The sequence below is a fragment of the Streptomyces sp. NPDC050674 genome (genome assembly GCF_040654575.1).
GTDB lineage: Bacteria > Actinomycetota > Actinomycetes > Streptomycetales > Streptomycetaceae > Streptomyces.
In genome coordinates this window covers 115,180-140,447 of sequence record NZ_JBFAIG010000005.1, presented here as the reverse complement: position 1 = coordinate 140,447, position 25,268 = coordinate 115,180, and the positions used below count along the sequence as shown (strand labels likewise).

Annotated in this window: 24 protein-coding genes; 16 read left to right on the top strand and 8 right to left on the bottom strand. The window is 71.4% G+C overall.

Going from position 1 to position 25,268, the window contains the following annotated elements; translation table 11 throughout:
* Positions 1-17: 17 nt before the first annotated feature.
* From AB0I06_RS10985 to AB0I06_RS10975, 3 genes are read left to right on the top strand one after another with little or no spacing between them, the layout of a single operon-like run.
* Positions 18-1,283: an N-acylneuraminate cytidylyltransferase gene (locus AB0I06_RS10985; protein ID WP_363118467.1), complete on the top strand. Its 1,266-nt coding sequence runs from the start codon at positions 18-20 to the stop codon at positions 1,281-1,283.
* Positions 1,284-1,296: 13 nt separating this feature from the next.
* Entirely contained in the window at positions 1,297-2,235 is a 939-nt protein-coding gene (locus AB0I06_RS10980) for an N-acetylneuraminate synthase family protein (protein WP_363118466.1), read from the top strand.
* Positions 2,236-2,282: 47 nt separating this feature from the next.
* Positions 2,283-3,476, top strand: coding sequence for a hypothetical protein (locus AB0I06_RS10975; RefSeq protein ID WP_363118465.1), 1,194 nt, complete (start codon positions 2,283-2,285; stop codon positions 3,474-3,476).
* A gap of 90 nt (positions 3,477-3,566) precedes the next feature.
* On the opposite strand, the gene AB0I06_RS10970 is transcribed toward AB0I06_RS10975, so the two are convergent.
* Positions 3,567-4,256, bottom strand: coding sequence for a class I SAM-dependent methyltransferase (locus tag AB0I06_RS10970; protein ID WP_363118464.1), 690 nt, complete (start codon positions 4,254-4,256; stop codon positions 3,567-3,569).
* 298 nt (positions 4,257-4,554) lie between these two features.
* On the opposite strand from AB0I06_RS10970, the gene AB0I06_RS10965 reads away from it, so the two are divergent.
* The 9 genes from AB0I06_RS10965 to AB0I06_RS10925 all read left to right on the top strand — a co-directional run bounded on the left by AB0I06_RS10965 (position 4,555) and on the right by AB0I06_RS10925 (position 15,617).
* Entirely contained in the window at positions 4,555-5,787 is a 1,233-nt protein-coding gene (locus tag AB0I06_RS10965; protein WP_363118638.1) for a M20 family metallopeptidase, read from the top strand.
* 842 nt (positions 5,788-6,629) lie between these two features.
* Positions 6,630-7,673, top strand: coding sequence for a BMP family ABC transporter substrate-binding protein (locus AB0I06_RS10960; RefSeq protein WP_363118463.1), 1,044 nt, complete (start codon positions 6,630-6,632; stop codon positions 7,671-7,673).
* A gap of 276 nt (positions 7,674-7,949) precedes the next feature.
* Positions 7,950-8,996: a BMP family ABC transporter substrate-binding protein gene (locus AB0I06_RS10955; RefSeq protein ID WP_363118462.1), complete on the top strand. Its 1,047-nt coding sequence runs from the start codon at positions 7,950-7,952 to the stop codon at positions 8,994-8,996.
* Positions 8,997-9,206: 210 nt separating this feature from the next.
* Positions 9,207-10,778, top strand: a complete 1,572-nt coding sequence (locus AB0I06_RS10950; protein WP_363118461.1) for an ABC transporter ATP-binding protein — start codon at positions 9,207-9,209, stop codon at positions 10,776-10,778.
* Positions 10,778-11,896, top strand: coding sequence for an ABC transporter permease (locus tag AB0I06_RS10945; RefSeq protein ID WP_363118460.1), 1,119 nt, complete (start codon positions 10,778-10,780; stop codon positions 11,894-11,896). The genes AB0I06_RS10950 and AB0I06_RS10945 overlap by 1 nt, the downstream gene beginning before the upstream one ends.
* On the top strand, positions 11,893-13,167 hold the full coding sequence (locus tag AB0I06_RS10940) for an ABC transporter permease (protein WP_363118459.1): 1,275 nt from the start codon (positions 11,893-11,895) through the stop codon (positions 13,165-13,167). The genes AB0I06_RS10945 and AB0I06_RS10940 overlap by 4 nt, the downstream gene beginning before the upstream one ends.
* A complete protein-coding gene (locus tag AB0I06_RS10935; RefSeq protein ID WP_363118458.1) occupies positions 13,164-13,568 on the top strand; it encodes a cytidine deaminase in 405 nt (134 codons plus the stop codon). Before AB0I06_RS10940 ends, AB0I06_RS10935 begins: the two co-directional genes overlap by 4 nt.
* 86 nt (positions 13,569-13,654) lie before the next feature.
* The gene (locus tag AB0I06_RS10930) at positions 13,655-14,938 is read left to right on the top strand and encodes a thymidine phosphorylase (protein WP_363118457.1); all 1,284 of its coding nucleotides are present in this window, start codon (positions 13,655-13,657) and stop codon (positions 14,936-14,938) included.
* Between the two features lie 94 nt (positions 14,939-15,032).
* Positions 15,033-15,617 carry a Uma2 family endonuclease gene (locus AB0I06_RS10925; protein WP_363118455.1) on the top strand — a complete coding sequence of 195 codons (585 nt, stop codon included), beginning with the start codon at positions 15,033-15,035 and terminating at the stop codon, positions 15,615-15,617.
* Positions 15,618-15,620: 3 nt separating this feature from the next.
* On the opposite strand, the gene AB0I06_RS10920 is transcribed toward AB0I06_RS10925, so the two are convergent.
* Positions 15,621-16,541, bottom strand: a complete 921-nt coding sequence (locus tag AB0I06_RS10920) for an AEC family transporter (protein ID WP_363118454.1) — start codon at positions 16,539-16,541, stop codon at positions 15,621-15,623.
* A 197-nt stretch (positions 16,542-16,738) separates the two neighbouring features.
* Between AB0I06_RS10920 and AB0I06_RS10915 the strand changes: the two genes are divergently transcribed.
* Entirely contained in the window at positions 16,739-17,083 is a 345-nt protein-coding gene (locus AB0I06_RS10915) for an STAS domain-containing protein (protein ID WP_363118453.1), read from the top strand.
* Here AB0I06_RS10915 and AB0I06_RS10910 read toward each other — a convergent pair.
* The 3 genes from AB0I06_RS10910 to AB0I06_RS10900 form a co-directional block, all read right to left on the bottom strand.
* Entirely contained in the window at positions 16,967-17,983 is a 1,017-nt protein-coding gene (locus AB0I06_RS10910; protein WP_363118452.1) for a sigma-70 family RNA polymerase sigma factor, read from the bottom strand. The genes AB0I06_RS10915 and AB0I06_RS10910 overlap by 117 nt on opposite strands.
* A gap of 151 nt (positions 17,984-18,134) precedes the next feature.
* Positions 18,135-19,283, bottom strand: a complete 1,149-nt coding sequence (gene dnaN, locus AB0I06_RS10905; RefSeq protein ID WP_363118451.1) for a DNA polymerase III subunit beta — start codon at positions 19,281-19,283, stop codon at positions 18,135-18,137.
* Between the two features lie 95 nt (positions 19,284-19,378).
* A complete protein-coding gene (locus tag AB0I06_RS10900; protein ID WP_363118450.1) occupies positions 19,379-20,653 on the bottom strand; it encodes an MFS transporter in 1,275 nt (424 codons plus the stop codon).
* A gap of 63 nt (positions 20,654-20,716) precedes the next feature.
* Here AB0I06_RS10900 and AB0I06_RS10895 point away from each other — a divergent pair, with 63 nt between their 5' ends.
* A complete protein-coding gene (locus tag AB0I06_RS10895; RefSeq protein ID WP_363118449.1) occupies positions 20,717-21,679 on the top strand; it encodes a LysR family transcriptional regulator in 963 nt (320 codons plus the stop codon).
* A gap of 71 nt (positions 21,680-21,750) precedes the next feature.
* Here AB0I06_RS10895 and AB0I06_RS10890 read toward each other — a convergent pair whose 3' ends face one another.
* The gene (locus AB0I06_RS10890; protein ID WP_363118448.1) at positions 21,751-22,509 is read right to left on the bottom strand and encodes an alpha/beta hydrolase; all 759 of its coding nucleotides are present in this window, start codon (positions 22,507-22,509) and stop codon (positions 21,751-21,753) included.
* 123 nt (positions 22,510-22,632) lie between these two features.
* Between AB0I06_RS10890 and AB0I06_RS10885 the strand changes: the two genes are divergently transcribed.
* Positions 22,633-23,790 carry an adenosine deaminase gene (locus tag AB0I06_RS10885; RefSeq protein WP_363118447.1) on the top strand — a complete coding sequence of 386 codons (1,158 nt, stop codon included), beginning with the start codon at positions 22,633-22,635 and terminating at the stop codon, positions 23,788-23,790.
* A 140-nt stretch (positions 23,791-23,930) separates the two neighbouring features.
* Positions 23,931-24,284, top strand: coding sequence for an ATP-binding protein (locus AB0I06_RS10880; RefSeq protein ID WP_363118446.1), 354 nt, complete (start codon positions 23,931-23,933; stop codon positions 24,282-24,284).
* Between the two features lie 81 nt (positions 24,285-24,365).
* Here AB0I06_RS10880 and AB0I06_RS10875 read toward each other — a convergent pair whose 3' ends face one another.
* On the bottom strand, positions 24,366-24,578 hold the full coding sequence (locus AB0I06_RS10875) for a PspC domain-containing protein (RefSeq protein WP_363118445.1): 213 nt from the start codon (positions 24,576-24,578) through the stop codon (positions 24,366-24,368).
* 62 nt (positions 24,579-24,640) lie between these two features.
* A complete protein-coding gene (locus tag AB0I06_RS10870; RefSeq protein ID WP_363118444.1) occupies positions 24,641-25,225 on the bottom strand; it encodes a VanZ family protein in 585 nt (194 codons plus the stop codon).
* Positions 25,226-25,268: the final 43 nt, after the last annotated feature.

The following is a 25,268-nucleotide window of genomic DNA, read 5'->3' as shown; positions in this document are numbered from 1 at the left end:
CCCAAGGAGTAGACCCCATGTCCCGACCGGAAGCCGGCCAAGGCGCCTCCGTGCGCCGCGTGCTCGCGGTGATCCCCGCACGCGGCGGCTCCAAGGGCGTCCCCGCGAAGAACCTCCTGCCCGTCGGCGGCGTCCCGCTGGTGGCCCGGGCGGTGCGCGAGTGCCGGGCGGCCCGGCTGGTGACCGACGTCGTGGTCTCCACCGACGACCAGGCCATCGCCGCCGCCGCCCGCGAGGCCGGCGCCGAGGTCGTGCTGCGCCCCGCCGCCATCGCCGGTGACACCGCCACCTCAGAGGCCGCCGTCCTGCACGCCATGGACGCCCACGAGGCCCTGCACGGGGCGCCGGTGGACGTGGTCCTGCTCGTGCAGTGCACCAGCCCGTTCCTCGTCCGAGAGGACATCGACAAAGTCGCCGGGGCGATCGCCGGGAACGGCGCCGACACCGCCGTCACCGTCGCGCCCTTCCACGGGTTCATCTGGCGCGACGCCGACGACGAGGCCGTGGCCGGCTCCGTCGCGGAGAACGACGCCGCCACCGGCGGCGGTTACGGCGTCAACCACGACAAGTCCTTCCGGCCCCGCCGCCAGGACCGCCCCCAGGACCTGCTGGAGACCGGCGCCGCCTACGCCATGGAGGCGACCGGCTTCCGCAAGCACCAGCACCGCTTCTTCGGCCGCACCGAACTGGTCCGCACCGACCCCGCCCGGGTGCTGGAGGTCGACGACCCGCACGACCTCGCGCGGGCCAGGGCGCTGGCCCCGCTCTTCGACGCGGACCGCCCCGGTTCGCTCCCGACCGCCGACGACATCGACGCGGTCGTCCTCGACTTCGACGGCACCCAGACCGACGACCGGGTGCTGGTCGACTCCGACGGACGGGAGTTCGTCTCCGTGCACCGCGGGGACGGACTCGGCATCGCGGCCCTGCGCAACAGCGGCCTGAAGATGCTCATCCTGTCCACGGAACAGAACCCTGTGGTCGCCGCCCGGGCCCGGAAGCTCAAGCTCCCGGTCCTGCACGGCATCGACCGCAAGGACCTCGCGCTGAAGCAGTGGTGCGAGGAGCAGGGCATCGCGCCGGAGCGCGTGCTCTACGTCGGCAACGACGTCAATGACCTCCCGTGCTTCGCCCTCGTGGGCTGGCCCGTGGCGGTCGCGAGCGCCCACGACGTCGTGCGCGGCGCCGCACGCGCGGTCACCACCGTCCCCGGTGGCGACGGCGCGATCCGAGAGATCGCCAGCTGGATCCTCGGCCCCTCTCTCGATTCCCTCACCAAGTAAGGACATCTCTGCCATGAGCACCAACTCCCGTATCCGCCGGTTCGGTTCGCGCGAGGTCGGCCCGGGCCGTCCGGTCTACGTCTGCGGTGAGATCGGCATCAACCACAACGGCGAGCTCGAGAACGCCTTCAAGCTGATCGACGCCGCCGCCGAGGCCGGCTGTGACGCGGTGAAGTTCCAGAAGCGCACCCCGGAGATCTGCACTCCGCGCGACCAGTGGGACATCGAGCGCGACACCCCCTGGGGCCGGATGACCTACATCGACTACCGCCACCGCGTGGAGTTCGGCGAGGACGAGTACCGCGCCATCGACGACTACTGCAAGTCGAAGAACATCGACTGGTTCGCCTCCCCGTGGGACACCGAGGCCGTCGCCTTCCTGGAGAAGTTCGACGTCCCCGCCCACAAGGTCGCCTCCGCCTCGCTCACCGACGACGAGCTGCTGCGCGCCCTGCGCGCCACCGGCCGCGCGGTGATCCTTTCCACCGGCATGTCGACCCCGAAGCAGATCCGCCACGCGGTGGAGGTCCTCGGCTCCGACAACATCCTGATGTGCCACGCCACGTCGACCTACCCGGCGAAGGCCGAGGAGCTCAACCTGCGGGTGATCAACACCCTGGAGAAGGAGTTCCCGAACGTCCCGATCGGTTACTCCGGCCACGAGACCGGCCTGCAGACCACCCTCGCCGCCGTCGCCCTGGGCGCCACCTTCGTCGAGCGCCACATCACCCTCGACCGCGCCATGTGGGGCTCCGACCAGGCCGCCTCCGTGGAGCCGCAGGGCCTGACCCGCCTCGTCCGCGACATCCGCACCATCGAGGCCTCCCTCGGTGATGGCGTCAAGAAGGTCTACGAGTCCGAGCTGGGCCCGATGAAGAAGCTGCGCCGCGTCAGCGGTGTGGTCGCCGAGGCGGAGATCGCCACGGCCGCGGGCGAGCCGGTCGGCGTCTGAACGCACCACCCCCACAACCCCCCTTACGACGGGACGGTCGTACGTCGATGAGCCCCCGCGCCGGGAACGCCGGCCCCCACACTCTCGCCTTCGTCGAGAGCCCGGTACAGCTGCTGAACGTGCTGGAGTGGGCGCACGCGCATGCCCCCGGCGTGGGGCTCACCCTCGTGGTGCTGTCACCCGTCGACCCGATGACGCGCGGCCAGCTGCGACGGATGTCCGACCTGGCCCGCGACGAGGGGCACGAGGTCCGCTGGGAGGAAGCGCGCGGCGGTCCGCTGGCGCCCTTCCAGACCATCGGCGGCCTGACCGGCCTGCTCCGCGGGGCGAGCCGGGTCGTGCTGGGGGACCCCTTCTCCCGCTACGTCCAGCTGCTGCTGACGATCACCCGCGCCCGTGACCTGGTCGTCGTCGACGACGGCACGGCCACCATGGAGTTCGTCGGGCAGCTGGCCCGGGGCGAACGCCTGGTGCGCTGGCACCGCAAGGGCGGCCGCCCCGGCCCGAGGGACGTCCTCTTCGCGCCGGTGTCGGCCTCGGCGCGCCGCCGCCTGAGCCCGGGCGACGGCCGCCGCATCGAGATCTTCTCCTCCATGCCGATGGAGGAGGCCCCGACGGGCGTGACGGTGAGCGCCAACGCGTTCGCCTGGACCCGGGCTCGCTTCGGCCCGCCGCGCCTGACCAAGGGAGCGGACATGGTCGGCACGTCCCTGGTGGAGACGGGCGTGGTGGACGACGGCCGTTATCTGGAGGCCGTCCGCGCCCTGGCCGCGGCCCACGGCGCCACGCGCTACTTCGCCCACCGCCGCGAGAGCACCGACAAGCTGCACCGCCTGGCGGTCGAGACGGGCCTGGAGATCGTCCGCCCCGAGCTTCCCCTGGAACTGATCGCCCGCCGCGGCCCCATCGGCCGCACGATCCTCAGCTTCCCCTCCACGGTCGTCCACACCCTCCCGCTCGCCCTGTCCGGCACGCAGGTGCGTGTCGCCGTGTGCGACATCGACCCGGCCTGGCTGACCGAGAACGCCTCCCCCCGCGCCCAGGGTTTCCTCTCCGGGGTCACGGGCACGGCCCGCGACGTCCACCGGCTGTCTCCGGCGGCCGCCACCGACCCGACGGCACCGCCGCACCCGGAACCGCCGCACCCGGAACCGCCGAGCCCCGCCGACCCCGCCGAGTCCGCGGGCACGGCGAGCTTCGCGGCCCCGCCGGGGGCTGCCGGGGCGGTGGCGGCGGGCTGAGACGAGCCCGGCGGCCGGGGGCTCTGTGGCCCGGTGGCCCGGTTCGGCGGTCCTGGCCGATCCACCGCGCGTCCCGCCGTCCACCGGCCGTCAGTCCGCGGCCGGCTCCTGCTCTGACTCCACCGGCCTGCGGGCCAGCAGAAACGCGCGGGGCATCGTCTCCCCGGACTCGGGTTCGCGCAGGACGCGGGCGTGCGGACGCAAACCGGCCCGCGCGAGGTGTCCGGCGACGGTGTCGGGAGTGCGCCAGTAGTAGTCGAGCGAGATCTCCCGGCCGAAGCGCTCGGTCAGCCGCCGGTGCCCGTCCTCCTGCCTGGACTGGAAGCCGAGCAGCACGGGCGCGCCCGGGAGCAGGACACGGCGGAACCCGGCGAAGACCCCGGGCAGCTCCTCGTCCGGCACATGGATGATCGAGTAGAGCGCGACGATGCCGCCGAGCGTCTGGTCCGGCAGGTCCAGGGCCGTCATCGAACCGACGTGGAACCGCAGCTCCGGGTGGGCCTTGCGGGCCAGGGCCACCATCCGGGGCGAGGCGTCGACCCCGAAGACCGGCAGCCCGGCCTCGTGCAGCCGTGCCGTCACGTACCCGGGGCCGCTGCCGATGTCCGCGACCGGGGCCCGGGCGGCGCCTGCGACGGCCCGGACCAGATCCACGAACGCGGCGAGCAGGGCCCGCTCCACCGGTCTTCCGGCCAGGCTGTCGGGGTGCTCGGCGGTGTAGGCCTCGGCGATGGCGTCGTACGAGGACCGCGTGGACCGTAAGAACTCGGGGGCGCTCACGGGGCGCACACTAGCGGGGCGCGCGTCCGGCAGGTGAACGAGCCGGTGTTCACCGCGCAGGGCGTGGTATCCGTGGAGAAGATGGATGGATACCGGAGGCGTGACGCGTGTGTGATCGAAGTCACACCCCGGGGGGTGGGTGGCCCGGTCCGGCCCAAAAAGCAGGCCAGTTTACCCATCTCACTTGATAGCTATGCGCCCGGCGGTCATATTTTCTTCCCCTATCGGGTTGAAGTTTTGTTGATCCAGGGTCAGCCGACCGCCTTGGCGCCCTACCCTTCAAAGGGTGAAGCCACTGATGTCACTGGAGTCCGAGGTCGACCTTCCCGGAGGAGCCGTACTTCCCGGTGCCCTGCCCGACGCTCTGCGGGCCGAGCTCATCGCGTTCCGGCGCGACCTGCACATGCACCCGGAGCTCGGCAACCAGGAGTTCCGCACGACCGCCGCGATCAAGGAGCGGCTGGAGCGGGCCGGACTCAAGCCGCGCGTCCTGCCCGTGGGGACCGGCCTCGTCTGTGACATCGGCGTGGAGGGGGAGCAGTGGGACGGCGGTCCCAGCATGCTCGCCCTGCGGGCCGACATCGACGGCCTGCCCATCCCGGACACCAAGGCGGAGTGCCCCTACCGCTCGACCGTGCCCGACCGCGCCCACGCCTGCGGCCACGACGTGCACACCACGGTCGTCCTCGGGGCCGGTCTCGTCCTCGCCGACCTGCACCGCCGGGGCGCGCTGCCCCGTCCCGTCCGGCTGATCTTCCAGCCGGCCGAGGAGGTGCTGCCCGGCGGTGCCGCCGACGCCATCAAGGGCGGGGCGCTGGAAGGCGTCGGCGCGATCATCGCCGTGCACTGCGACCCCCGGGTGGACGCGGGGAAAATCGGGCTCAGGGAAGGGCCCATCACCTCGGCGTGCGACCGGCTGGAGATCGGCCTCGACGGCCCGGGCGGCCACACCGCACGCCCGCACCTCACGACCGACCTGGTCACCGCCGCCGCCCGGGTCGTCACCGACGTGCCCGCGCTGGTCGGCCGGCGCTTCGACAGCCGCAGCGGGCTCGCCATCACCTGGGGCCGCATCGAGTCGGGCCACGCGCCGAACGTCATCCCGCAGCACGCGGAGCTGTCCGGCACGGTCCGGTGCCTCGACATCGAAGCGTGGCGACAGGCCCCCGACGTCGTGGTGGCCGCGATCGACGAGATCGCCAACCTGCACCGCGCCAAGTCGGAGATCAACTACGTGCGCGGCGTCCCGCCCGTCGTCAACGAGCCCGGCGTGACCGAGCTGCTGCGCGACGCCATGATCGCCCGGCGCGGTGTCGAGTCGGTCGAGGGCACCGAGCAGAGCCTCGGCGGCGAGGACTTCTCCTGGTACCTGGAGCACGTCCCCGGCGCCATGGCCCGCCTCGGCGTCCGCACCCCCGGCGAACGCCAGATCCGCGACCTCCACCAGGGCGACTTCGACGTCGACGAGTCGGCCATCACGGTAGGAGTGGAACTCTTCACAGCAGCGGCCCTGGTCAACGGCCTCCGCTAGCCCACCCCCGAGGCGCCGCGGCACGTCATCACGGACACGGGCCCACCCCGACGCGCCGCGGCACATCACAGGAACGCGGGCCCACCCCGACGGCGCGGCGCCTCGCTGGGGGCGCGGGGAACTGCGCGACCACCCACGACGGCGCCGCACGGGCCCCCGACGGCGCGGCACGTCATTCAGGGGCGCGGGGAACTGCGCAATCACCCACGATGGCGCGGCACACGCCTTCCGGGCCGCGGCGTATCTCCAGCGGCGCGCCCCCGCCCCGGCGGCGCCGCACAGGCCCCCGACGGCGCGGCACGTCGTTCAGGGGCGCGGGGAACTGCGCGACCACCCACGACGGCGCGGCACACGCCTTCCGGGCCGCGGCGTATCTCCAGCGGCGCGGCCCCGCCCCGGCGGCGCCGCACAGGCCTCCGACGGCGCGGCACACGCCTTCCGGGCCGCGGCGCATCTCCAGCGGCGCGGCACGTCGTTCAGGGGCGCGGGGAACTGCGCGACCACCACAACGCCGCCGCACCCAAAAAGCCCCCCACCCCAACCCACCCCACAAACCAGCACCGAACCCACCGCAACAACCCCCCGACCTCACCCCCGGCAGAGCCTCCGGTTGCGAGCGGCGCAGCCTCACGGCAGCGTGGTGCGCGTCACGAGGTAGACACACGCCGTATCCCCGAGTACACCTTTCGACCCCGTTCGATCTCGTGGTTCACAAGGGCGTAACCGGCCATCGGCACGAATGGATAACGGCCCCGGCGAACCGTTCCCAGGAGTGTCTACGCGCGTTAATGTGCGCCGAACCGAGCACCCACTGCGGGGCTTTGGAGAATGGGGAACTTCAGATGCGTCGGATTTCCAAACTGACCCGTGTCGCGGTGGGGGTCGCGTCGCTCGGGCTCGTCGCCACGGCCTGCGGCGGCACCAGCAGTGACAGCGGCGACAGCGACAGCAACGACCGCGGCGTCGCCATCGCGTACGACGTCGGCGGCAAGGGCGACCAGTCCTTCAACGACGCCGCCTTCGCGGGCCTGACGAAGGCCAAGGACGAGTTCGGCTACAAGACGGCCGACATCGAGCCCACCGAGGGCGAGACGGACGCCGACAAGGAGCAGCGCCTGGCGTCGCTGGCGAAGCAGGGCTACAACCCGGTCATCGGCGTCGGCTTCGCCTACGGCCCGGCGATGAAGGCCGTGGCCGCCAAGTACCCGAAGACCACCTTCGGCATCGTGGACTCGGTCGTCGAGGGCAAGAACGTCGCCTCCCTGGTCTTCGCCGAGGAGCAGGCGTCCTACCTCGCCGGTGTCGCCGCCGCCAAGGCCACGAAGACGAACGTCGTCGGTTTCGTGGGCGGTGTCGACGTCCCGCTGATCCACAAGTTCGAGGCCGGCTACAAGCAGGGCGTGCAGGACACCAACTCCAAGGTGAAGGTCCTGTCGCAGTACCTGACGCAGACGGCCGAGGAGGGCGGCTTCTCCAGCCCCGACAAGGGCAAGGCCGCCGCCGAGGGTCAGATCGAGAAGAAGGCCGACGTGCTCTACGCGGCCGCCGGTCTGTCCGGTCAGGGCGTGATCGAGGCCGCCGCCAAGGCGAAGGTCTGGGCGATCGGCGTCGACTCCGACCAGTACAAGCAGGCCGCCCTGGCGCCGTACAAGAACTACATCCTGACCTCCGCGCTCAAGGACGTCGGCGGTGCGGTCTACGCGCTGTCCAAGTCGGTCCACGACGACAAGCCGCTGACGGGCACCCAGACCTTCGACCTGAAGGTCAACGGTGTCGGGCTCTCCGAGTCCAACCCGGAGTACGCGAAGGTCGCCGGCCTCCAGGACGCCGTGAACAAGGCGAAGCAGGAGATCATCGACGGCAAGATCAAGGTCAACACCGAGTGAGCCGGCCGGTCTGACCGGCAGAAGCGGGCGGGTACCCCCTGGGTATCCGCCCGCTTCGCGTTTTCGCCTGGACCGGATCACCCAGCGCCACCCTCCGTTTGCGGTCGGCAACACCCCGGCCAAGACCGGGTGATGGCTTGGCCACGGGCGCATAACAAGGTGGACAGAAGGGGTTTTCAGGCAGGTCTACGCGCGTTAATCTGCGGCGAAGCCAGCGCTGAAGCTGAACCGTCCCGGCGCTGTGCGACCTCGGTTGTACGACAGGAGCACCCAGACATGCGCCGGATTTCCCGGATCACGGTCGCAGGCGCAGCGACCGCCTCCCTGGCCCTCGCCCTTTCCGCCTGCGGCAGCACCTCGACCTCCGGGTCGTCCGACTCGAAGGGTGACAAGGGTCTCGCCATCGCCTACGACGTCGGCGGCAAGGGCGACCAGTCCTTCAACGACGCCGCCTACGCGGGCCTGGAGCAGGCGAAGAAGGAGTTCGGGTACCAGACGGCCGACGTGGAGCCCACCGAGGGCGAGACGGACGCCGACAAGGAACAGCGCCTGGTCTCCCTGGCCAAGCAGGGCTACAACCCGGTCGTCGGTGTCGGCTACGCCTACGCCTCGGCCGTGAAGGCCGCCGCGGAGAAGTTCCCGAAGACCACCTTCGGCATCGTCGACGACGCCACGATCAACACCAAGAACGTGGCCGACCTGGTCTTCAACGAGGAGCAGGCCTCCTACCTGGCCGGTGTCGCCGCCGCCAAGACCTCCAAGACGAAGGTCGTCGGCTTCGTCGGCGGTGTGGACATCCCGCTGATCCACAAGTTCCAGGCGGGCTTCGCGCAGGGTGTCAAGGACACCGACCCCAAGGTCAAGGTGCTCTCGCAGTACCTCACCCAGACGGCCGAGGAGGGCGGTTTCGCCAGCCCCGACAAGGGCAAGACGGCTGCCGAGGGTCAGATCGAGAAGAAGGCCGACGTGGTCTACGCGGCCGCCGGCCTGTCCGGTCAGGGTGTCATCGAGGCCGCTGCCGCCAGCAAGGTGTGGGCCATCGGTGTCGACTCCGACCAGTACGAGCAGGAAGCCCTCGCCAAGTACAAGGACTCCATCCTGACCTCGGCGATGAAGGACGTCGCCAAGGCGGTGTACAACCTGGCGAAGTCGGTCGAGGACGGCAAGCCCGAGACCGGTATCGTTCGTGGCGATCTGAAGACCGGCGAGGTGAGCCTGTCGAACTCCAACCCGAAGTTCGCGGACGACGCCGAGCTCCAGGCAGCCATCAAGACGGCCAAGGAGAAGATCATCAGCGGCGAGATCAAGGTCAAGAGCAGCTGACGAGCGACTGCCTCGAAGCAGGCGGTAACCCCCGGGGTTACGTCCGCTCGACGGGGTACGGGGAGCCGCTCCCCGTACCCCGTTGCCGCGGGGCGTCGGCCCCTTTGTATGCCGTAGGGGCGCTACGCGCGTAGACGACCCCCGTCCCCAGGAGAGTGCGCCATCAACGCGTCCAGCAGCCCTCCGGCCGGAGCGGCGGTCAACGAATCGGTGACCGCCGTCGAACTCGCCGGGATCACCAAGCGTTTCCCAGGGGTCGTGGCCAACCACGACATCCACCTCAGCGTCCGCAAGGGCACCGTGCACGCCCTCGTCGGCGAGAACGGCGCCGGCAAGTCCACGCTGATGAAGATCCTCTACGGCATGCAGAAGCCGGACGAGGGCACCATCGCCGTCGACGGGCAGCAGGTCGCCTTCTCGTCGCCGGCCGACGCCATCGCCCGCGGCATCGGCATGGTCCACCAGCACTTCATGCTCGCCGACAACCTCACGGTCCTCGAGAACGTGGTCCTCGGCAGCGAGAAGCTCTACGGCATCGGCGCCAAGGCCCGCCGCAAGATCAAGGAGCTCTCCGAGCGCTACGGCCTCGACGTCCAGCCCGACCTCCTGGTCGAGGAGCTCGGCGTCGCCGCCCGCCAGCGCGTGGAGATCCTCAAGGTCCTCTACCGCGGCGCCACCACCCTCATCCTCGACGAGCCGACCGCCGTGCTCGTGCCGCAGGAAGTGGACGCCCTCTTCGCCAACCTGCGCGAGCTGCGCTCCGAGGGCCTGTCGGTCATCTTCATCTCGCACAAGCTCGGCGAGGTGCTCTCCGTCGCCGACGAGATCACCGTCATCCGCCGCGGCACCACCGTCGGCACGGCCGTCCCCGCCGAGACGACGCCCCGTCAGCTCGCCGAGATGATGGTCGGCAGCGAGCTGCCCACGCCCGAGACGGCCGAGTCCACGGTCACCGACCGCCCGGTCATCAGCGTCGACAAGCTGCGCCTGGCGGCCCCCGGCGGCAAGGCCCTCCTGGACGACATCACCTTCACCATCCACGCGGGCGAGGTCCTCGGCATCGCCGGTGTCGAGGGCAACGGCCAGACCGAGCTCGTCGACGCGCTCATCGGCCTGCGGGCCGCCGACTCCGGCACCATCCGGCTCGCCGACGAGGAGATCACCTCCTGGCCGACCCGCCGCCGCCGCGAGCAGGGCATCGGCTACATCCCCGAGGACCGGCACCGCCACGGCCTCCTCCTGGAGGCACCCCTCTGGGAGAACCGCATCCTCGGCCACGTCACCGAGAAGCCGCTGGCCAAGGGCGTCTGGCTGGACCCGAAGGCGGCCCAGGAGGACACCCGCCGGATCGTCACGGAGTACGACGTCCGCACCCCCGGCATCGACGTCACCGCGGCCTCCCTGTCCGGCGGCAACCAGCAGAAGCTGATCGTCGGCCGCGAGATGAGCCACAAGCCGCGCTTCCTCATCGCCGCGCACCCCACCCGGGGCGTGGACGTCGGCGCCCAGGCCGCCATCTGGGACCACATCCGCGACGCGCGCCGCGAGGGCCTGGCCGTGCTGCTGATCTCCGCCGACCTGGACGAGCTGATCGGCCTGTCCGACACGCTGCGCGTGATCTACAACGGCAAGCTGGTCGCGGACGCCGACCCGGCCACCATCACCCCCGAGGAGCTCGGCTCGGCCATGACCGGTGCCGTCACCGGGCACCTCGAGCACGACGACACCCCCGAGACCTCGAAGGCCGACGCCCCCGAGTCTCCGGAAGACGAGGCCCGCTGATGAAGAAGTTCGACAAGGAGCGCGTGCTCCTCGCGGTGGCCGGACCGGTCATCGCGCTGGCCGTGGCCTTCGTCCTGAGCGCGATCGTGCTGCTCGCCTCGGGCAAGAGCCCCTTCGAGCCGTTCGCCCTGATGTTCGAGCAGATCGGTTTCTCGGACATCCAGGTGCTGGTCATCAACCAGGCCTCGATGTACTACATCGCGGCCCTGGCGGTGGCCATCGGCTTCCGGATGAACCTGTTCAACATCGGCGTCGACGGCCAGTACCAGCTCGGCGCCATGATGGCCGCCGTCGTCGGCGCCCACGTGAACCTGCCGGCCGCCCTCCAGGTCCCGCTGCTGCTGCTGACCGCCGTCCTCACCGGCGCCTTCTGGGCCGGCATCGCCGGTGTCCTCAAGGTCACCCGCGGTGTCAGCGAGGTCGTCGCCACGATCATGCTCAACGCGATCGCCACCTCCGTGATCGCCTACCTGTGGCTGCCGAACGTCTTCGGTGTGAAGGTCGGCAACAACAACACCACCGGCGAGATGTACGAGTCCGGCTGGATCCCCGGCATCCCGATGGGCGACGCCGGCGAGATCTACGGACTGGTGCTGCTCGCCGTCCTGCTCGGCATCGGCTACTGGATCGTCCTCAACCGCACCCGCTTCGGCTTCGACCTGCGCGCCTCCGGCGCCTCGCAGACCGCCGCCGCGGCCAGCGGTGTGGACCCCAAGCGCATGGTCCTCAGCGCCATGCTGATCTCCGGCGCCATCGCGGGCCTCGCCGGCCTGCCGATCCTGCTCGGCGACACCCACACCTACAGCCTGAACTTCCCCACCGGCATCGGTTTCCTCGGCATCGGCATCGCCCTGCTCGGCCGCAACAGCCCCGTCGGCATCGCCTTCGCCGCCCTGCTGTGGGCCTGGCTCGACAAGGCCTCGCCCGAGCTGGACTTCCACGGCTACGACAAGGAGATCGCGGTCATCATGCAGGGCCTGATCGTCCTCTCGGTCGTCGTCTCCTACGAGGCCGTCCGCGAATGGGGTCTGCGCCGTCAGCAGCGTCGCGTCGGCGCCGAACTCGCCGCCGGACACGTCCTCGGCGCTCAGAACACGAAGGAGGTGGCTGGCCGATGACCGCTCCTACCTCGGCGATCGACGTCAACCAGCCCACGCTGCAGCCCGCGGCGCCGACCGGCCGCCGCCTGTCGTGGCCCGTCCTGCTGCTCATCATCGCCGGAGGCCTGGCGCTCACCTCGCTCGTCCGCATCATCACCGGCGCCGACGGCATCACCAACGTCAGCCAGATGTCCACCGCGCTCCAGCTCGCCGTGCCGATCGGCCTCGCCGGTCTGGGCGGCCTGTGGGCCGAGCGCGCGGGCGTGGTCAACATCGGCCTCGAGGGCATGATGATCCTCGGCACCTGGTTCGGTGCCTGGGCCGGCTTCCAGTGGGGCCCGTGGACCGGTGTCCTGGTGGGCATCCTCGGCGGCGCGGTCGGCGGTCTGCTGCACGCCTTCGTGACCGTCACCTTCAACGTCAACCACATCGTCTCCGGTGTGGCCATCAACATCCTCGCCCTCGGCGCCACCCGCTACCTCGCGCCCCTCGCCTTCGAGGGCCACACCGGCGGCTCCGCCAAGCAGTCCCCGGCGGTCGACTCCCTCGGGAACTTCACGGTGCCCGGGCTGTCCGACGCCCTGCGGGACCTCAACGCCCACGGCTGGTTCCTGATCTCGGACATCGCCGGCCTGCTGGGCGGCCTGGTCACCAACGTGTCCTGGCTGACCCTGATCGCCATCGCGCTGATCCCCGCCACCTGGTGGATCCTGTGGCGCACCGCGTTCGGCCTGCGGCTGCGCTCCTGCGGCGAGAACCCGGTGGCCGCCGAGTCCCTCGGCGTCAACGTCTACAAGTACAAGTACATCGCCGTCGTCATCTCCGGCGGTCTGGCCGGCCTCGGCGGTGCCTTCCTGTCGCTCGTCGCCAACCCCTTCTACCTGGAGGGCCAGGTCAGCGGACGCGGCTTCATCGGCCTCGCGGCGATGATCTTCGGCAACTGGATGCCGGGCGGTCTCGCCCTCGGCGCGGGCCTGTTCGGCTACACCGACAGCCTCAACCTGCGCGGCGGCTCCGCCAACGTCCACGCCCTGCTGCTGCTCGGCGCGCTGCTGCTGGTCATCGGTGCCATCTGGCTGGTCGTGCGCAAGAGGTACGTCCCGGCCGTGGCCACCCTGATCGCCGGGGCCCTGGTGTTCACCTGGTACGCGACCACCGACGAGGTCCCCAACCAGGTCGTCTCCGCCACCCCGTACGTCATCACCCTGGTGGTCCTCGCCCTGTCCGCGCAGCGGCTGCGCATGCCGAAGGCGGACGGACTGCCCTACCGGAAGGGGCAGGGCAAGTGACCGGCACCGGCCCCGCCGTCGACTGGGAGAAGCTGCGCGCGGTGGCCCGGGACGCCATGTCCCGGGCGTACGCCCCGTACTCCGGTTACCCGGTCGGTGTGGCGGCCCTGGTCGACGACGGCCGGATCATCTCCGGCTGCAACGTCGAGAACGCCTCCTACGGACTCGGCCTGTGCGCCGAGTGCGGCCTGGTCTCCGAGCTGCACAACACCGGCGGCGGCCGGCTGACGCACTTCACCTGCGTCGACCGCGACGGCGAGATCCTCGTCCCGTGCGGCCGCTGCCGCCAGCTGCTCCACGAGTTCGGCGGCCCGGAGCTCCTGCTGGAGACCCCCGCGGGGATCCTGCCGCTCTCTCGGATGCTGCCCCAGGCCTTCGGCCCGGACCACCTCACCAAGTAATCCCCGTGCGGCCCCCCTGAGTTGCTCACGCGACCGGCTCAGGGGGGCCGCACGGCTTCTGGAACCCTCGGAAGGGAAGCCAAGCCATGGCCATGGACGCCATCTCCGTCATCCGCACCAAGCGGGACCGCGGCGAGCTCAGCGACGCGCAGATCGACTGGGTCATCGACGCGTACACCCGCGGGGAGGTCGCCGACGAGCAGATGTCCGCGCTCGCCATGGCGATCCTGCTCAACGGCATGAACCGCCGCGAGATCGCCCGCTGGACGGCCGCGATGATCGCCTCCGGCGAGCGCATGGACTTCTCGTCCCTGTCCCGCCCGACCGCCGACAAGCACTCCACGGGCGGTGTCGGCGACAAGATCACCCTCCCGCTGGCCCCCCTGGTCGCCGCCTGCGGCGCGGCCGTTCCCCAGCTGTCGGGCCGCGGCCTCGGCCACACCGGCGGCACCCTCGACAAGCTGGAGTCGATCCCCGGCTGGCGCGCGCTGCTGTCCAACGAGGAGATGCTGCACGTCCTCGACACCACCGGCGCGGTGATCTGCGCCGCCGGTGACGGCCTCGCCCCCGCCGACAAGAAGCTCTACGCGCTCCGCGACGTCACCGGCACCGTCGAGGCGATCCCGCTGATCGCCTCCTCGATCATGTCCAAGAAGATCGCCGAGGGCACGGGCTCGCTGGTCCTGGACGTCAAGGTCGGCACCGGCGCCTTCATGAAGACCATCGAGGACGCCCGGGAACTGGCCTCCACCATGGTCGGCCTGGGCACCGACCACGGCGTGAAGACCGTCGCGCTCCTCACGGACATGGCCACGCCCCTCGGCCTGACGGCCGGCAACGCCCTGGAGGTCCGCGAGTCGGTCGAGGTCCTGGCGGGCGGCGGCCCCGCGGACGTGGTGGAGCTGACGGTCGCGCTGGCCCGCGAGATGCTGGACGCGGCGGGCGTGAAGGACGCCGACCCGGCGAAGGCGCTGGCCGACGGCTCCGCGATGGACGTCTGGCGGCGCATGATCGCGGCCCAGGGCGGCGACCCGGACGCGGCCCTGCCGGTGGCCCGCGAGCAGCACGTGATCAAGGCCCCGTCCTCGGGTGTCCTGACCCGCCTCGACGCCTACGGCATCGGCGTCGCCGCCTGGCGCCTCGGCGCGGGCCGCGCCCGCAAGGAGGACCCGGTGCAGGCGGGCGCGGGCGTCGAGATGCACGCCAAGCCCGGCGACACGGTGACCGCGGGCCAGCCCCTGCTCACCCTGCACACGGACACCCCCGAGCGCTTCGAGTACGCCCTTCAGTCGATCGAGGGCTCCTACGACGTGGCGGCCCCCGGCACGGACTTCACGCCGTCGCCGGTGGTGCTGGAACGTATCGCCTGACCAGGCGGTTTCCCTTTCGGGTGAACGGGACCGGTGGACCCCCGCCGGTCCCGTTCGGCATGCTGGGATCGGTGACGCACCGAAGGAGACCGCCATGAGCGCACTCACCGTGAGCCAGGACCCCGACCAGAACTGGGACGACCTCGTCCGGTTCTGGGAGGAGATGGAATGGCCCGAGGGCAGCAAGGTGGAGATCATCGAGGGGATCATCACCGTGTCACCTGCTCCCGCGTCCCGCCATAACGTGATCGCGGCCCGTATTCAGCGTCGCCTCTACTCCGCGATTCCCGAGGACTGGGAGATCTTCCAGACACAGGCGATCGCCGTGCCGTCCCGGCTGGGCATGCTCATCCCGGACCTGCTGGTGGCGCCCGTGCGGGAATGCGCGGAGGCGGAGTCACACATCCCGGCAGCCCTGGCCGAACTGGTGGTCGAGGTGACCTCCAAGTCCAACGCCCGCCACGACCGCGTCAGCAAGCCCGCCGCCTACGCCACGGCCGGGATCCCGCTTTACCTCCTCGTCGACCGCTGGGCTCCCGGGGGCCCGACGACGACGCTGTACGGGGAGCCGAAGGGCGAGGTCTACCGCGTCCTGAGCGCCGTGAAGTTCGGTGATCCCATCAAGCTGCCGGACCCGTTCGGCGTGACGATCGACACCGGTGAGTTTCCGGTCGACTGACCGTCACCCCAAGACCGCCGCGACCACCACCAGCACCGGCACCGACAGCACCGTCGACAGCAGGATCGCCTCCCTCGCCAGTACCTCGCCCACCCGGTAGCTGCTCGCGTACGTGAACAGGTTCTGCGCCGCGGGCAGTGCCGATGTCACCACCACGTCCAGCAGGGGCGCCCCGCGCAGGCTGAAGACGCCCGCCGCCAGGGCCCAGGCGACCAGGGGCTGGACCACGGATTTCAGCGCCACGGCGAGGAGCACCGGAGCCCGTTCCGCACCGCGCAGCGGGAGCGTGCTGCCGCGCAGCGAGATACCGAAGGCCAGCAGGACCGCCGGGACCGACATGTTGCCGATCAGGGTCAGCGGGTCCATCAGGGGGCCCGGCACCATGAGGCCCGACGCCGAGACCGCCACCCCCGCCAGGGAACCCACCGCTATCGGATTGCGCAGCGGCGTGAGCAGCCGCTGCCACACAGGCCGCTTCGCCCCGCCGCTCGCCAGGTCCAGGACCGTCAGCGCCACCGGTGTGACACCGACCAGCTGGAACAACAGCACCGGCGCGACCAGCGACGCGTCGCCCAGCACGTACACGGCGATCGGGATGCCCAGGTTCCCGGAGTTGACGTAGCTGGAGCACAGCGCGCCGATCGTCGTCCGGCCCACGCCCCAGCCGCGCGCCACGCCCACCGCCACGAAGACCCCGGCCACCGCTGCCGTACTCATCGCCGTGACCAGCAGCCGGTCGGAGAAGATCACCGACAGGTCGGCCCGCGCGAGGGTCGTGAAGAGCAGCGCCGGGGACGCCACATGGAAGGCGAGCTTGGTCAGGACTTCCCGGCCCCCGTCGCCCAGATACCCCCGGCGGCCGATCAGATAGCCGACGCCGATGACGACGGCGATGACCGCGAACCCGCTCAGCACCCCCCGCACGGCGCCTCCTCACCGGCGAAGCGGGCATCGGGCAGCGCGGCAGCGGGAGATGGTTGGGGCATACAGCCAACCCTCCGGGGAAGGCGCTGTCCCGGTCAATGTGATCCTTCCGGCGCCGAGCGGGGCGCACGGCGCCGCCGGGACGGCCGGCCCCGATGAGTTACGGCCGCCCGCCCGGTCTACCGATCGTGGACGCCATGACACCGCCCGTGCTCGTACTGCCCGGCCCCCTCACCCGGGACGAGGTGAGAGGGCTCAGTGACGATGTGCGGGCACTGCTGCGCGGCAGCGGTGCCCGGGTCGTGGTGTGCGATGTCGCGGGCCTCGGGCCGCCGGGGCTCGCCGCCGTCGATGTGCTGGCGAGGCTCCAGCTGGCCGCCCGCCGGGCCGGGGGCCGGATCAGGCTGCGCGACCCCGACCCGGCGCTATGCGCCCTGCTCGACCTGGTCGGTCTCCGCTTCGAGGTGGAGGGGGAGGTCGAACAGCGGGAACCAGCGCTGGGTGTCGAGGAAGCAGTGGAACCCGGTGATCCGGCCGTCTGAGATCTCCAGCACCTGGACCGCCCAGGGGGTGAAACCGCCCTTCTCCGGGTCCGGCTTGTACTGCGCGAACCCTGGCAGGCCGTTGACCTGCACCGGCACCAGCCGGGAGCCCGCGCAGGGCGCGCCGAGGGTGGTCATGAAGCCGGTGATGTCCCCGGCGCCGGTCAGCCACAGGTCGAACGGCGGCATCGTCATGATGGCGTCCTCGTGCAGCAGCGCCGTCAGCGCCGTCATGTCGTAGCCCTCGAAGGCCGCCATGTAGCGGTCCAGCAGCTTCTGCTGGTCCTCGTCCAGCGGGTCGGAGACGGCCGCGTCGGCGCCCGGCTGCTGCCGCTCGGCGAGGGTGGCACGGGCCCGTTGCAGGGCGCTGTTGACCGACGCCACGGAGGTGTCCAGGAGCTCGGCGACCTCACTCGCCTTCCAGGCCAGCACCTCGCGCAGGATCAGCACGGCCCGCTGCTTGGCGGGGAGCTGCTGGAGCGCGGCCATGAAGGCGAGCCGCACGGACTCCTTGGCGACCGCCGCCTCCGCCGGATCCTCGGGCGTGGGCAGCACACGGGCGTCCGGCATGGGCTCCAGCCAGGTGTTGTCCGGGCGGGGGGAGAGGGCCGCCCGGGCCAGCGGTGTGGACTCGGTCAGGTCCATCGGCCGGGCGCGCTTGTTGCCCGCGCTCAGCATGTCCAGGCACACGTTGGTCGCGATCCGGTAGAGCCAGGAGCGCAGGCTGGAGCGGCCCTCGAACTTGTCGTAGCTGCGCCAGGCACGGACCATCGTGTCCTGCACCGCGTCCTCGGCCTCGAAGGAGGAACCGAGCATGCGGTAGCAGTAGCCCGTGAGCTCGGTGCGGTGTGCCTCCAGCCTGATGTCCAGGTCCGTCGGTGCCGCCGTGCCGTTCGCCATCTCCACCCACCCCTGTGGACGTTCTGTTCACGCGCCGTTGCGCCCCAGCACTTCGGAAGCTACCGCAGCCCACTGACAACGGCCCCCCGAGCGCACAAAGGCGCAGGTGAAAGCAGGTGATCCAGACCGGCTGCGACAGGCCGGCACGCCTTCACACGAGCTCCTTGACCGACATGAGCAGATGCCGGTGCTCCCCGGTCGGCGCGGCCGCACCCGCCGCCTCGTCACCCGTTACGGCGTGCAGCAGCGCCCGCTGTCCCGCCCCCAGCAGCTCCAGCCGCACCCGCGGGCTCTCGAAGGACGTCAGCGCGTCCAGCAGATAGGCCGGGTTGAACGCCACCGGCATCTCGTCGGCGCCGTTCAGCGTGGCGGGCAGCCGCTGGGCCGCCACGTCGTCCCCGTAGCCGGCGCGCAGCAGCAGGGAGCCCCCGGCGGAGAAGTCCAGCCGCACCGGACTGTTCGCCTCCGCCACCACCGCCACCCGCCGTACCGCCTCCGCGAGCGTCTCGCGCTCCACCTCCGCGACCGCGGCCCCCGCCATGTCGAACAGCGACGTGTACGCCGGCAGCCGCCCGTCCAGCAGCCGCAGCGCGGTCCGCGTCCGCCCGCCCTCGAACCCGACCAGCCCACCGCCCCCGCCCGGCTCCCATCCGATCCGCACGTCCCCGCCGCGCCCCAGCGACCGCGCCACGTCCAGCAGCCGCCGTGCGGGCAGCAGAGTCTCCACGACCTTGTCACCGGCCGCGGCCTGCGGCTTCCACTCCAGCCGCCGTACCGCGTACCGGTAGCGGTCCGAGGCCGACAAGGTCATCTCCGTGCCGTCGAGCCGCAGTTGGACGCCCGTCAGCAGGGGCAGCGTGTCGTCGCGCCCGGCGGCGACCGCGACCTGGGCGACGGCGGTCGCGAACGCGGTGGCATCGACGGTGCCGTACGGCGCGGGCGGGGCGGGCAGGGAGGGGTACTCGGCGAGCGGCAGCGTCGAGAGCCCGAAGCTCGTGCCGTCCGCCTCCACCGTGAACCGCGAGGCCTCCAGCACACAGCCCACCGGCCCGTCCGGCAGCACCCGGCAGACGTCCAGCAGCCGCCGCCCCGGGACGAGGACCCGCCCGGGCACGGTGACCTCGGCGTCGGCCTCCACCCGCACGGCCGCCTCGAAATCGAACCCCGTCACGGCCAGCCGCCCCTCGTCCGCCTCCAGCAGCAGCCCGCCCAGCACCGGCACCGGAGTCCGCCCGGGCAGCGCGCGGGCCGCCCGTCCCACGGCGTCTGCGAACTCCGTACGGTCGGCCCGGAACTCCATGGAAAATCCCCCTGCTCGGTCCGGTGATCAGTCGACGCGGACGGTATCCGCACCCTCTGACAACCGGCCCCGACCAGGGGGATTCGTCACAACGCTCAGGCGGCGGCCGTCAGTTGCCTGCGCTGAAGCCGCGCCGCGCGGGTGCCGAGGACGGTGATCGTCACGACGCCCAGGACCGCCAGCAGCCCGACCCCGACCGTCCCGGCCCAGCCGCCCGCGTGGAAGGCGATCGCGCCGACCGTGCTGCCCGCGCTGGAGCCGACGTAGTACGCCGACTGGTACAGCGCCGAGGCCTGGGCGCGGCCGTGCGTCGCCGTCTTGCTGACCGCCGAGGAGGCGACCGCGTGGCCCGCGAAGAAGCCCGCCGTGATCAGGACCAGGCCCAGCAGGACCAGCGGGAGGGTGCCCGCCAGGGACAGCAACAGGCCCGCCGCCGTCGTACCGCCCGCCGCGTACAGCGCGCCCCGGCGGCCCAGCCGGCCGACCAGCCGGCCCGCGGTCGACGCCGAGACCGTGCCCACCAGGTACACCAGGAAGATCGAACCGATGATGCCCTGCGGCAGCGAGAACGGGGCTTCGGTGAGCCGGTAACCGATCACCGTGTACACACCGCCGAAGACGGTCATGAACAGCGCGCCGATCGCGTACAGCCGGCACAGCAGCGGGTCGGAGAGGTGGTCACGGACCGTCCGGGCCAGGACACGGGGCCGCAGCGAACCGGCCCGGAAGTGCTTCGGTGCGGGGAGCAGCAGCCGGAAGGCCACCGCGCACGCCACCGCGATCACCCCGATGACACCGACGGCGACCCGCCAGCCCCACTCCTGCGCGACCCAGCCGGTGATGACCCGGCCGCTCATCCCGCCGACGCTGTTGCCCGCGACGAACAGCCCGATCGCGGTGACCAGCGCCTTGGGGCTGACCTCCTCGGCGAGATACGCGGTCGCCGACGCCGGCAGCCCGGCCAGGGCGGCGCCCTGCAACGCCCGCAGCGCGATCAGCACTCCGAGGGACGGGGCCAGCGGCACCAGCAGCCCGAGTGTGACGGCCACGGCCAGCGACGCCGTCATGACCGCGCGGCGTCCGAAGCGCTCCGACAGGGCGCTCATCGGCAGCACGAACAGCGCGAGACCGCCCGTCGCGGCCGCCACGGTCCAGCTCGCGTCGCTCGCCGCCACCCCGAACTCACCCGAGATCAGGGGGAGCAGAGCCTGCGTGGAGTACAGCAGCGCGAACGTCGCGACACCCGCGAGGAACAGGGCGAAGCTCATCCGGCGGTAGCCGGGGCCACCCGGGGACATGCGTGAGTCGGCGGCGGGGACAGAGGCATCGGCGCCCACGATCGTGGACGCCCCGGTACTGGCGGGAGACATGCCTCGAAAGTACGTACGCCCTCACTGATCCGTCCAATGCATGGATCGGCCATAATCGTTCCCATGGTGCATCAATCCAGCTCACAGGGCCGCCTGTCACCCAACAGTGACACACAAGACAGGGCCGAGATGTCGAAGCTGCTGGCGCCGCGCCTCGCGTACTTCGCGGGCGTCGCCCGCACCGAGCACGTGACCCGCGCCGCCCAGGAGATGAACGTCCCCCAGTCGACGCTCTCGCGGTCCATGGCGCGCCTGGAGCAGGACCTCGGCGTCCACCTGTTCGCCCGGCACGGCCGCACGGTCTCCCTCACCCCGGCCGGCCGCACCTTCCTCACCTCCGTCGAACGTGCCCTGGCCGAAGTCGAGCGCGCCGCCGAGGAGGTGCGCGCGGACGCCGACCCGGCCACCGGCAAGGTCGCCTTCGGCTTCCTGCACACCATGGGCGCCGAGACCGTCCCCGGCCTGCTGCACGCCTTCCGCGCCCACCACCCGCGCGTCCGCTTCAGTCTCGTCCAGAACTACGGCGAGGCCATGCTGGAACGCCTGCGCGCCGGCGAGCTCGACCTGTGCCTGACGTCCCCGGTGCCGGACGCCCCCGACCTGGTGGCCCGCCGCCTGGACGAACAGAAGCTGCGCCTGGTCGTGCCCGCCGACCACTCCCTCGCCGGCCGCCGCCGCATCCGTCTCGCCGAGGCGGCCGACGAAACCTTCGTCACCCTGGAACCCGGCTACGGCCTGCGCCGCATCACCGACGACCTCTGCAAGGAAGCCGGCTTCAAGCCCCGCATCGCCTTCGAGGGCGAGGAGGCCGAAACACTGAGGGGTCTGGTGGCGGCCGGTCTGGGCGTGGCCCTCCTGCCCCCGCCGGCCGTTCCGCGCCCGGGAGTGGTGGAACTGACGGTGACGGCCCCGAGGGCGGCACGGGAGATCGGCGTGGCCTGGCTGGAGGGCCGCCCGGACACACCCCCGGTGGCGGCTTTCAAGAAATTCCTGCTCTCGAGGAGGGGCAGCCTGCTCCCCACCTGAAGGGGCGCGGGGAACTGCGCGATCGGCCACATCGAACCCGCACCCCGAAGACCACGAGTGCCCCGACGGCGCTACCGCCGAGAAGGGCTGAACCCGGCTGCCAGCGGCATCCGCAACCCCAGCGGCGGCGGCGCGGCGAACGCGTCCCGCACGGGCCGCGACACCGCCCTGCCGAACAGCGCCCCCATCACGAAGTCCTCCGCCAGGGCCAGGACTTCGTCCCGGTACTGGCTCAACCCGTGGCCGTCCGCGTGCACTTCGAACCGGCACACGTCCCGGTTCGCCTTCTTCGCCCGGGCCGCCAGCCGGAACGACAGCTCCGGATCCGTCCGCCCGTCGTTCGTGCCGTGCACGATGAGCACCTGGCGCCCGACCAGCTGCTTCACCGGTTCGGGTGGCGCCGCGACGTCCTCCTCGGGCAGCCAAGGGGCCAGTGCCAGCACGGAGTTGACGGCCTCATGCCCGGCCGCCCGCAACCCGGCGCGGCCGCCCATCCCGATACCGAGGAGACAGACCGGGACGTCCCCGTAACGCCGCACGACCTCGTCGGCCGCCCAGGTCGCGTCCTGGGCGAGGTTGGCCTCGGTGCCGTTCCAGCCGCGGCAGCGGTAGTGCACCACGTGCGTGGCGAGCCCCTCGTCCCGCCCCGCACGCGCCAGGCGGCGCCCGACGCCGCGCACGGAGGCGGTCGCCAGCAGCGGGGACGGCCTGCGGCCGGACACTTCGTCGCCACCGGGGAGCAGCAGCACCACGCCGCTCACCGCCGTCGGCTCCGGACCGAGTGACCTGCCCAGCCGGGCCCTGCGCTCCGGCGTCGCTTGGTGTGCCATGACAGAACAGTGTCAGAAGCGCGGGTGTACTCGACCCGTCATCGGGGTCACCGTTACGTATCGACGAAAACGTCGAGCGAACGGGAACGCGCCGTCTACGCGCGTAGGAGTTAGAGTGCGGAAATGACGAGCCAGACCATCGCGAACACCCCGACACCGGACCAGATCCGCCGGGCGCCCAAGGTTCTGCTGCACGACCACCTCGACGGCGGTCTGCGCCCCGGCACGATCATCGAACTCGCTCGTGAGAGCGGCTACGCGCAGCTGCCCGACACCGACCCGGAGAAGCTCGGCGTCTGGTTCCGCGAGGCCGCTGACTCGGGCTCCCTGGAACGGTACTTGGAGACGTTCTCGCACACCGTCGGCGTCATGCAGACCCGTGACGCCCTGGTCCGGGTCGCCGCCGAGTGCGCCGAGGACCTGGCCGCCGACGGCGTCGTCTACGCCGAGGTGCGCTACGCCCCCGAGCAGCATCTGGAGGGCGGCCTCAGCCTCGAAGAGGTCGTCGAGGCCGTCAACGAGGGCTTCCGGGAGGGGGAGCGGCGCGCCCGGGACAACGGCCTGCGCATCCGCGTCGGCGCGCTGCTCACCGCCATGCGGCACGCGGCCCGCGCCCTGGAGATCGCCGAACTCGCCAACCGCTACCGCGACCTGGGCGTCGTCGGCTTCGACATCGCGGGTGCCGAGGCCGGCTACCCGCCCACCCGGCACCTCGACGCCTTCGAGTACCTCAAGCGCGAGAACAACCACTTCACCATCCACGCCGGCGAGGCCTTCGGGCTGCCCTCCATCTGGCAGGCCCTCCAGTGGTGCGGCGCCGACCGGCTCGGGCACGGGGTGCGGATCATCGACGACATCCAGGTGCACGAGGACGGCCGGGTCGAACTGGGGCGGCTGGCCTCCTACGTCCGGGACAAGCGCATCCCGCTGGAGCTGTGCCCGAGCTCCAACCTCCAGACCGGGGCGGCGCCCTCGTACGCCGAGCACCCCATCGGGCTGCTGCGCCGGCTGCACTTCCGGGCGACGGTCAACACGGACAACCGCCTGATGTCCCACACCAGCATGAGCCGGGAATTCGAGCACCTTGTCGAGGCATTCGGTTACACACTCGACGACATGCAGTGGTTCTCCGTCAATGCGATGAAATCAGCGTTCATCCCTTTCGATGAACGACTCGCCATGATCAATGACGTGATCAAGCCCGGATATGCCGAGCTGAAATCCGAATGGCTGTTCCGCCAAACCGCCTCCACCAGCGGTTCCACCTCTTCCGAGGGCTGACTCGGGCATATTCGGCACACCTGGAGTGCGGGCGGTGTTCACCAACCGTCCGCATTTCGATGTTTGCGGCGGGCGGGGCCGCGTGATTACGGTCGCTGGACCGCTCACCCCCCTGTCATCCCATTACGAGGACGCATTTCATGAAGCAGTCTGCTGCCAAGACCCTCGGTGTCGCCGCTCTCGGTGCCGCCTTCGCCGCCACCGGTGCGGGTGCTGCCAACGCGGCCTCTTCCCTCCCCGACACCGCCCAGGCGCTGGAGACCGTCACCGCGGCGCTCCCGGCGGAGCAGCTCTCCCAGACGCTGCCGGGCTCGGCCGAGGCGCTGGGCCAGGGGCAGACGGCGGCCGGTGCCGGTCTGGCCGCCGCCCAGCCGGTCGCCGAGCAGGTGCTCGCCAACGGCCCGACGGGTCCGGCCGCCAAGCTGCTGGGCGGGCTCCCGGTGAAGGGCATGCCCACCCACGGCCTGCCCGTGAACGGCGTCCCGGTCGGCTGACCCTCCCGAGGCGGACACACGCCGATGGGGCGCACCCACTGTGGGTGCGCCCCATCGGCGTTCTCGCGTACGGGTGTCGTGTCACCAAGCCGTTTGGGTGGTGCCGTGCGTCTTGCTCTCCGCGGGAAGCAGGATCCACAGCGCGATGTAGAGCAGGAACTGCGGGCCGGGCAGCAGGCACGAGACCAGGAAGATCACCCGCATCGTGGTCGTGGAGGTGCCGAAGCGCCGTGCCAGCGCGGCGCACACTCCGCCGATCATGCGGCCGTGGGTGGGGCGGGCGAGGCGGGACATGTGCGGCTCCTTCGTGAGGGTGCGTGAGGCCTCTCGTCCGAGTACCCCATCTGCACTCCACGCTACGGAGACGAAGGGGGCAAAGCGTCGCTCCACGGGGCGATCCCGACCCTGGGAATCGTCGGGGTCCGACCCTGAGCCGGCTCCTCCGTGGGGAGGGGCGTGCGGAGTGGACGGGCGGGGGTGCGGCGGCGCAGCCAGGAGCGGCCCACCGGGACCAGCGCGAGATGCGCGAGGGCCACGCCCACGGTGTTCAGCAACAGCGAGTCGACGTCGACGACCTGACCGGGCACACCGGTCTGGAGCAGTTCGATGCCCCAGGAGAGCAGGGCGCCGGCCGCGACGGTGCGCAGCAGGGACGCCAGCGGCGAGACGGCCAGCCGGCCGCTCACCACCGGCAGCAGCACACCCAGCGGGGCGAGCAGGGCCAGCCCCTCACCGATCCGGCGGGCCGCCTCGGGCCAGCCCAGGGCGAGATCGGCCCGGATACCGGCGAAGGGCCGCAAGTTGGCCGGCATCACCCAGGGCACGTCCAGCGGCCGCAGCGTGAACCAGGCGACGAACGCGAGGTGGGCGACGAGGAGGACACCTCCTGTCACACGGATGCGGAACGCGGCGCTGCCGCCGATGGAGCCTTGACGCTGCACGTCCCCCTAGACGCGGCCCGCGGCCGGATCGGTTCCGGGACGG

Coding starts and splice junctions, on each gene's coding strand:
- AB0I06_RS10985 (WP_363118467.1), top strand. CDS start 18: ATGTCCCGACCGGAAGCCGGCCAAGGCGCCTCCGTGCGCCGCGTGCTC.
- AB0I06_RS10980 (WP_363118466.1), top strand. CDS start 1,297: ATGAGCACCAACTCCCGTATCCGCCGGTTCGGTTCGCGCGAGGTCGGC.
- AB0I06_RS10975 (WP_363118465.1), top strand. CDS start 2,283: ATGAGCCCCCGCGCCGGGAACGCCGGCCCCCACACTCTCGCCTTCGTC.
- AB0I06_RS10965 (WP_363118638.1), top strand. CDS start 4,555: ATGTCACTGGAGTCCGAGGTCGACCTTCCCGGAGGAGCCGTACTTCCC.
- AB0I06_RS10960 (WP_363118463.1), top strand. CDS start 6,630: ATGCGTCGGATTTCCAAACTGACCCGTGTCGCGGTGGGGGTCGCGTCG.
- AB0I06_RS10955 (WP_363118462.1), top strand. CDS start 7,950: ATGCGCCGGATTTCCCGGATCACGGTCGCAGGCGCAGCGACCGCCTCC.
- AB0I06_RS10945 (WP_363118460.1), top strand. CDS start 10,778: ATGAAGAAGTTCGACAAGGAGCGCGTGCTCCTCGCGGTGGCCGGACCG.
- AB0I06_RS10940 (WP_363118459.1), top strand. CDS start 11,893: ATGACCGCTCCTACCTCGGCGATCGACGTCAACCAGCCCACGCTGCAG.
- AB0I06_RS10930 (WP_363118457.1), top strand. CDS start 13,655: ATGGCCATGGACGCCATCTCCGTCATCCGCACCAAGCGGGACCGCGGC.
- AB0I06_RS10925 (WP_363118455.1), top strand. CDS start 15,033: ATGAGCGCACTCACCGTGAGCCAGGACCCCGACCAGAACTGGGACGAC.
- AB0I06_RS10915 (WP_363118453.1), top strand. CDS start 16,739: ATGACACCGCCCGTGCTCGTACTGCCCGGCCCCCTCACCCGGGACGAG.
- AB0I06_RS10910 (WP_363118452.1), bottom strand. CDS start 17,983: ATGGCGAACGGCACGGCGGCACCGACGGACCTGGACATCAGGCTGGAG.
- dnaN (WP_363118451.1), bottom strand. CDS start 19,283: ATGGAGTTCCGGGCCGACCGTACGGAGTTCGCAGACGCCGTGGGACGG.
- AB0I06_RS10900 (WP_363118450.1), bottom strand. CDS start 20,653: ATGTCTCCCGCCAGTACCGGGGCGTCCACGATCGTGGGCGCCGATGCC.
- AB0I06_RS10895 (WP_363118449.1), top strand. CDS start 20,717: ATGGTGCATCAATCCAGCTCACAGGGCCGCCTGTCACCCAACAGTGAC.
- AB0I06_RS10890 (WP_363118448.1), bottom strand. CDS start 22,509: ATGGCACACCAAGCGACGCCGGAGCGCAGGGCCCGGCTGGGCAGGTCA.
- AB0I06_RS10885 (WP_363118447.1), top strand. CDS start 22,633: ATGACGAGCCAGACCATCGCGAACACCCCGACACCGGACCAGATCCGC.
- AB0I06_RS10880 (WP_363118446.1), top strand. CDS start 23,931: ATGAAGCAGTCTGCTGCCAAGACCCTCGGTGTCGCCGCTCTCGGTGCC.
- AB0I06_RS10875 (WP_363118445.1), bottom strand. CDS start 24,578: ATGTCCCGCCTCGCCCGCCCCACCCACGGCCGCATGATCGGCGGAGTG.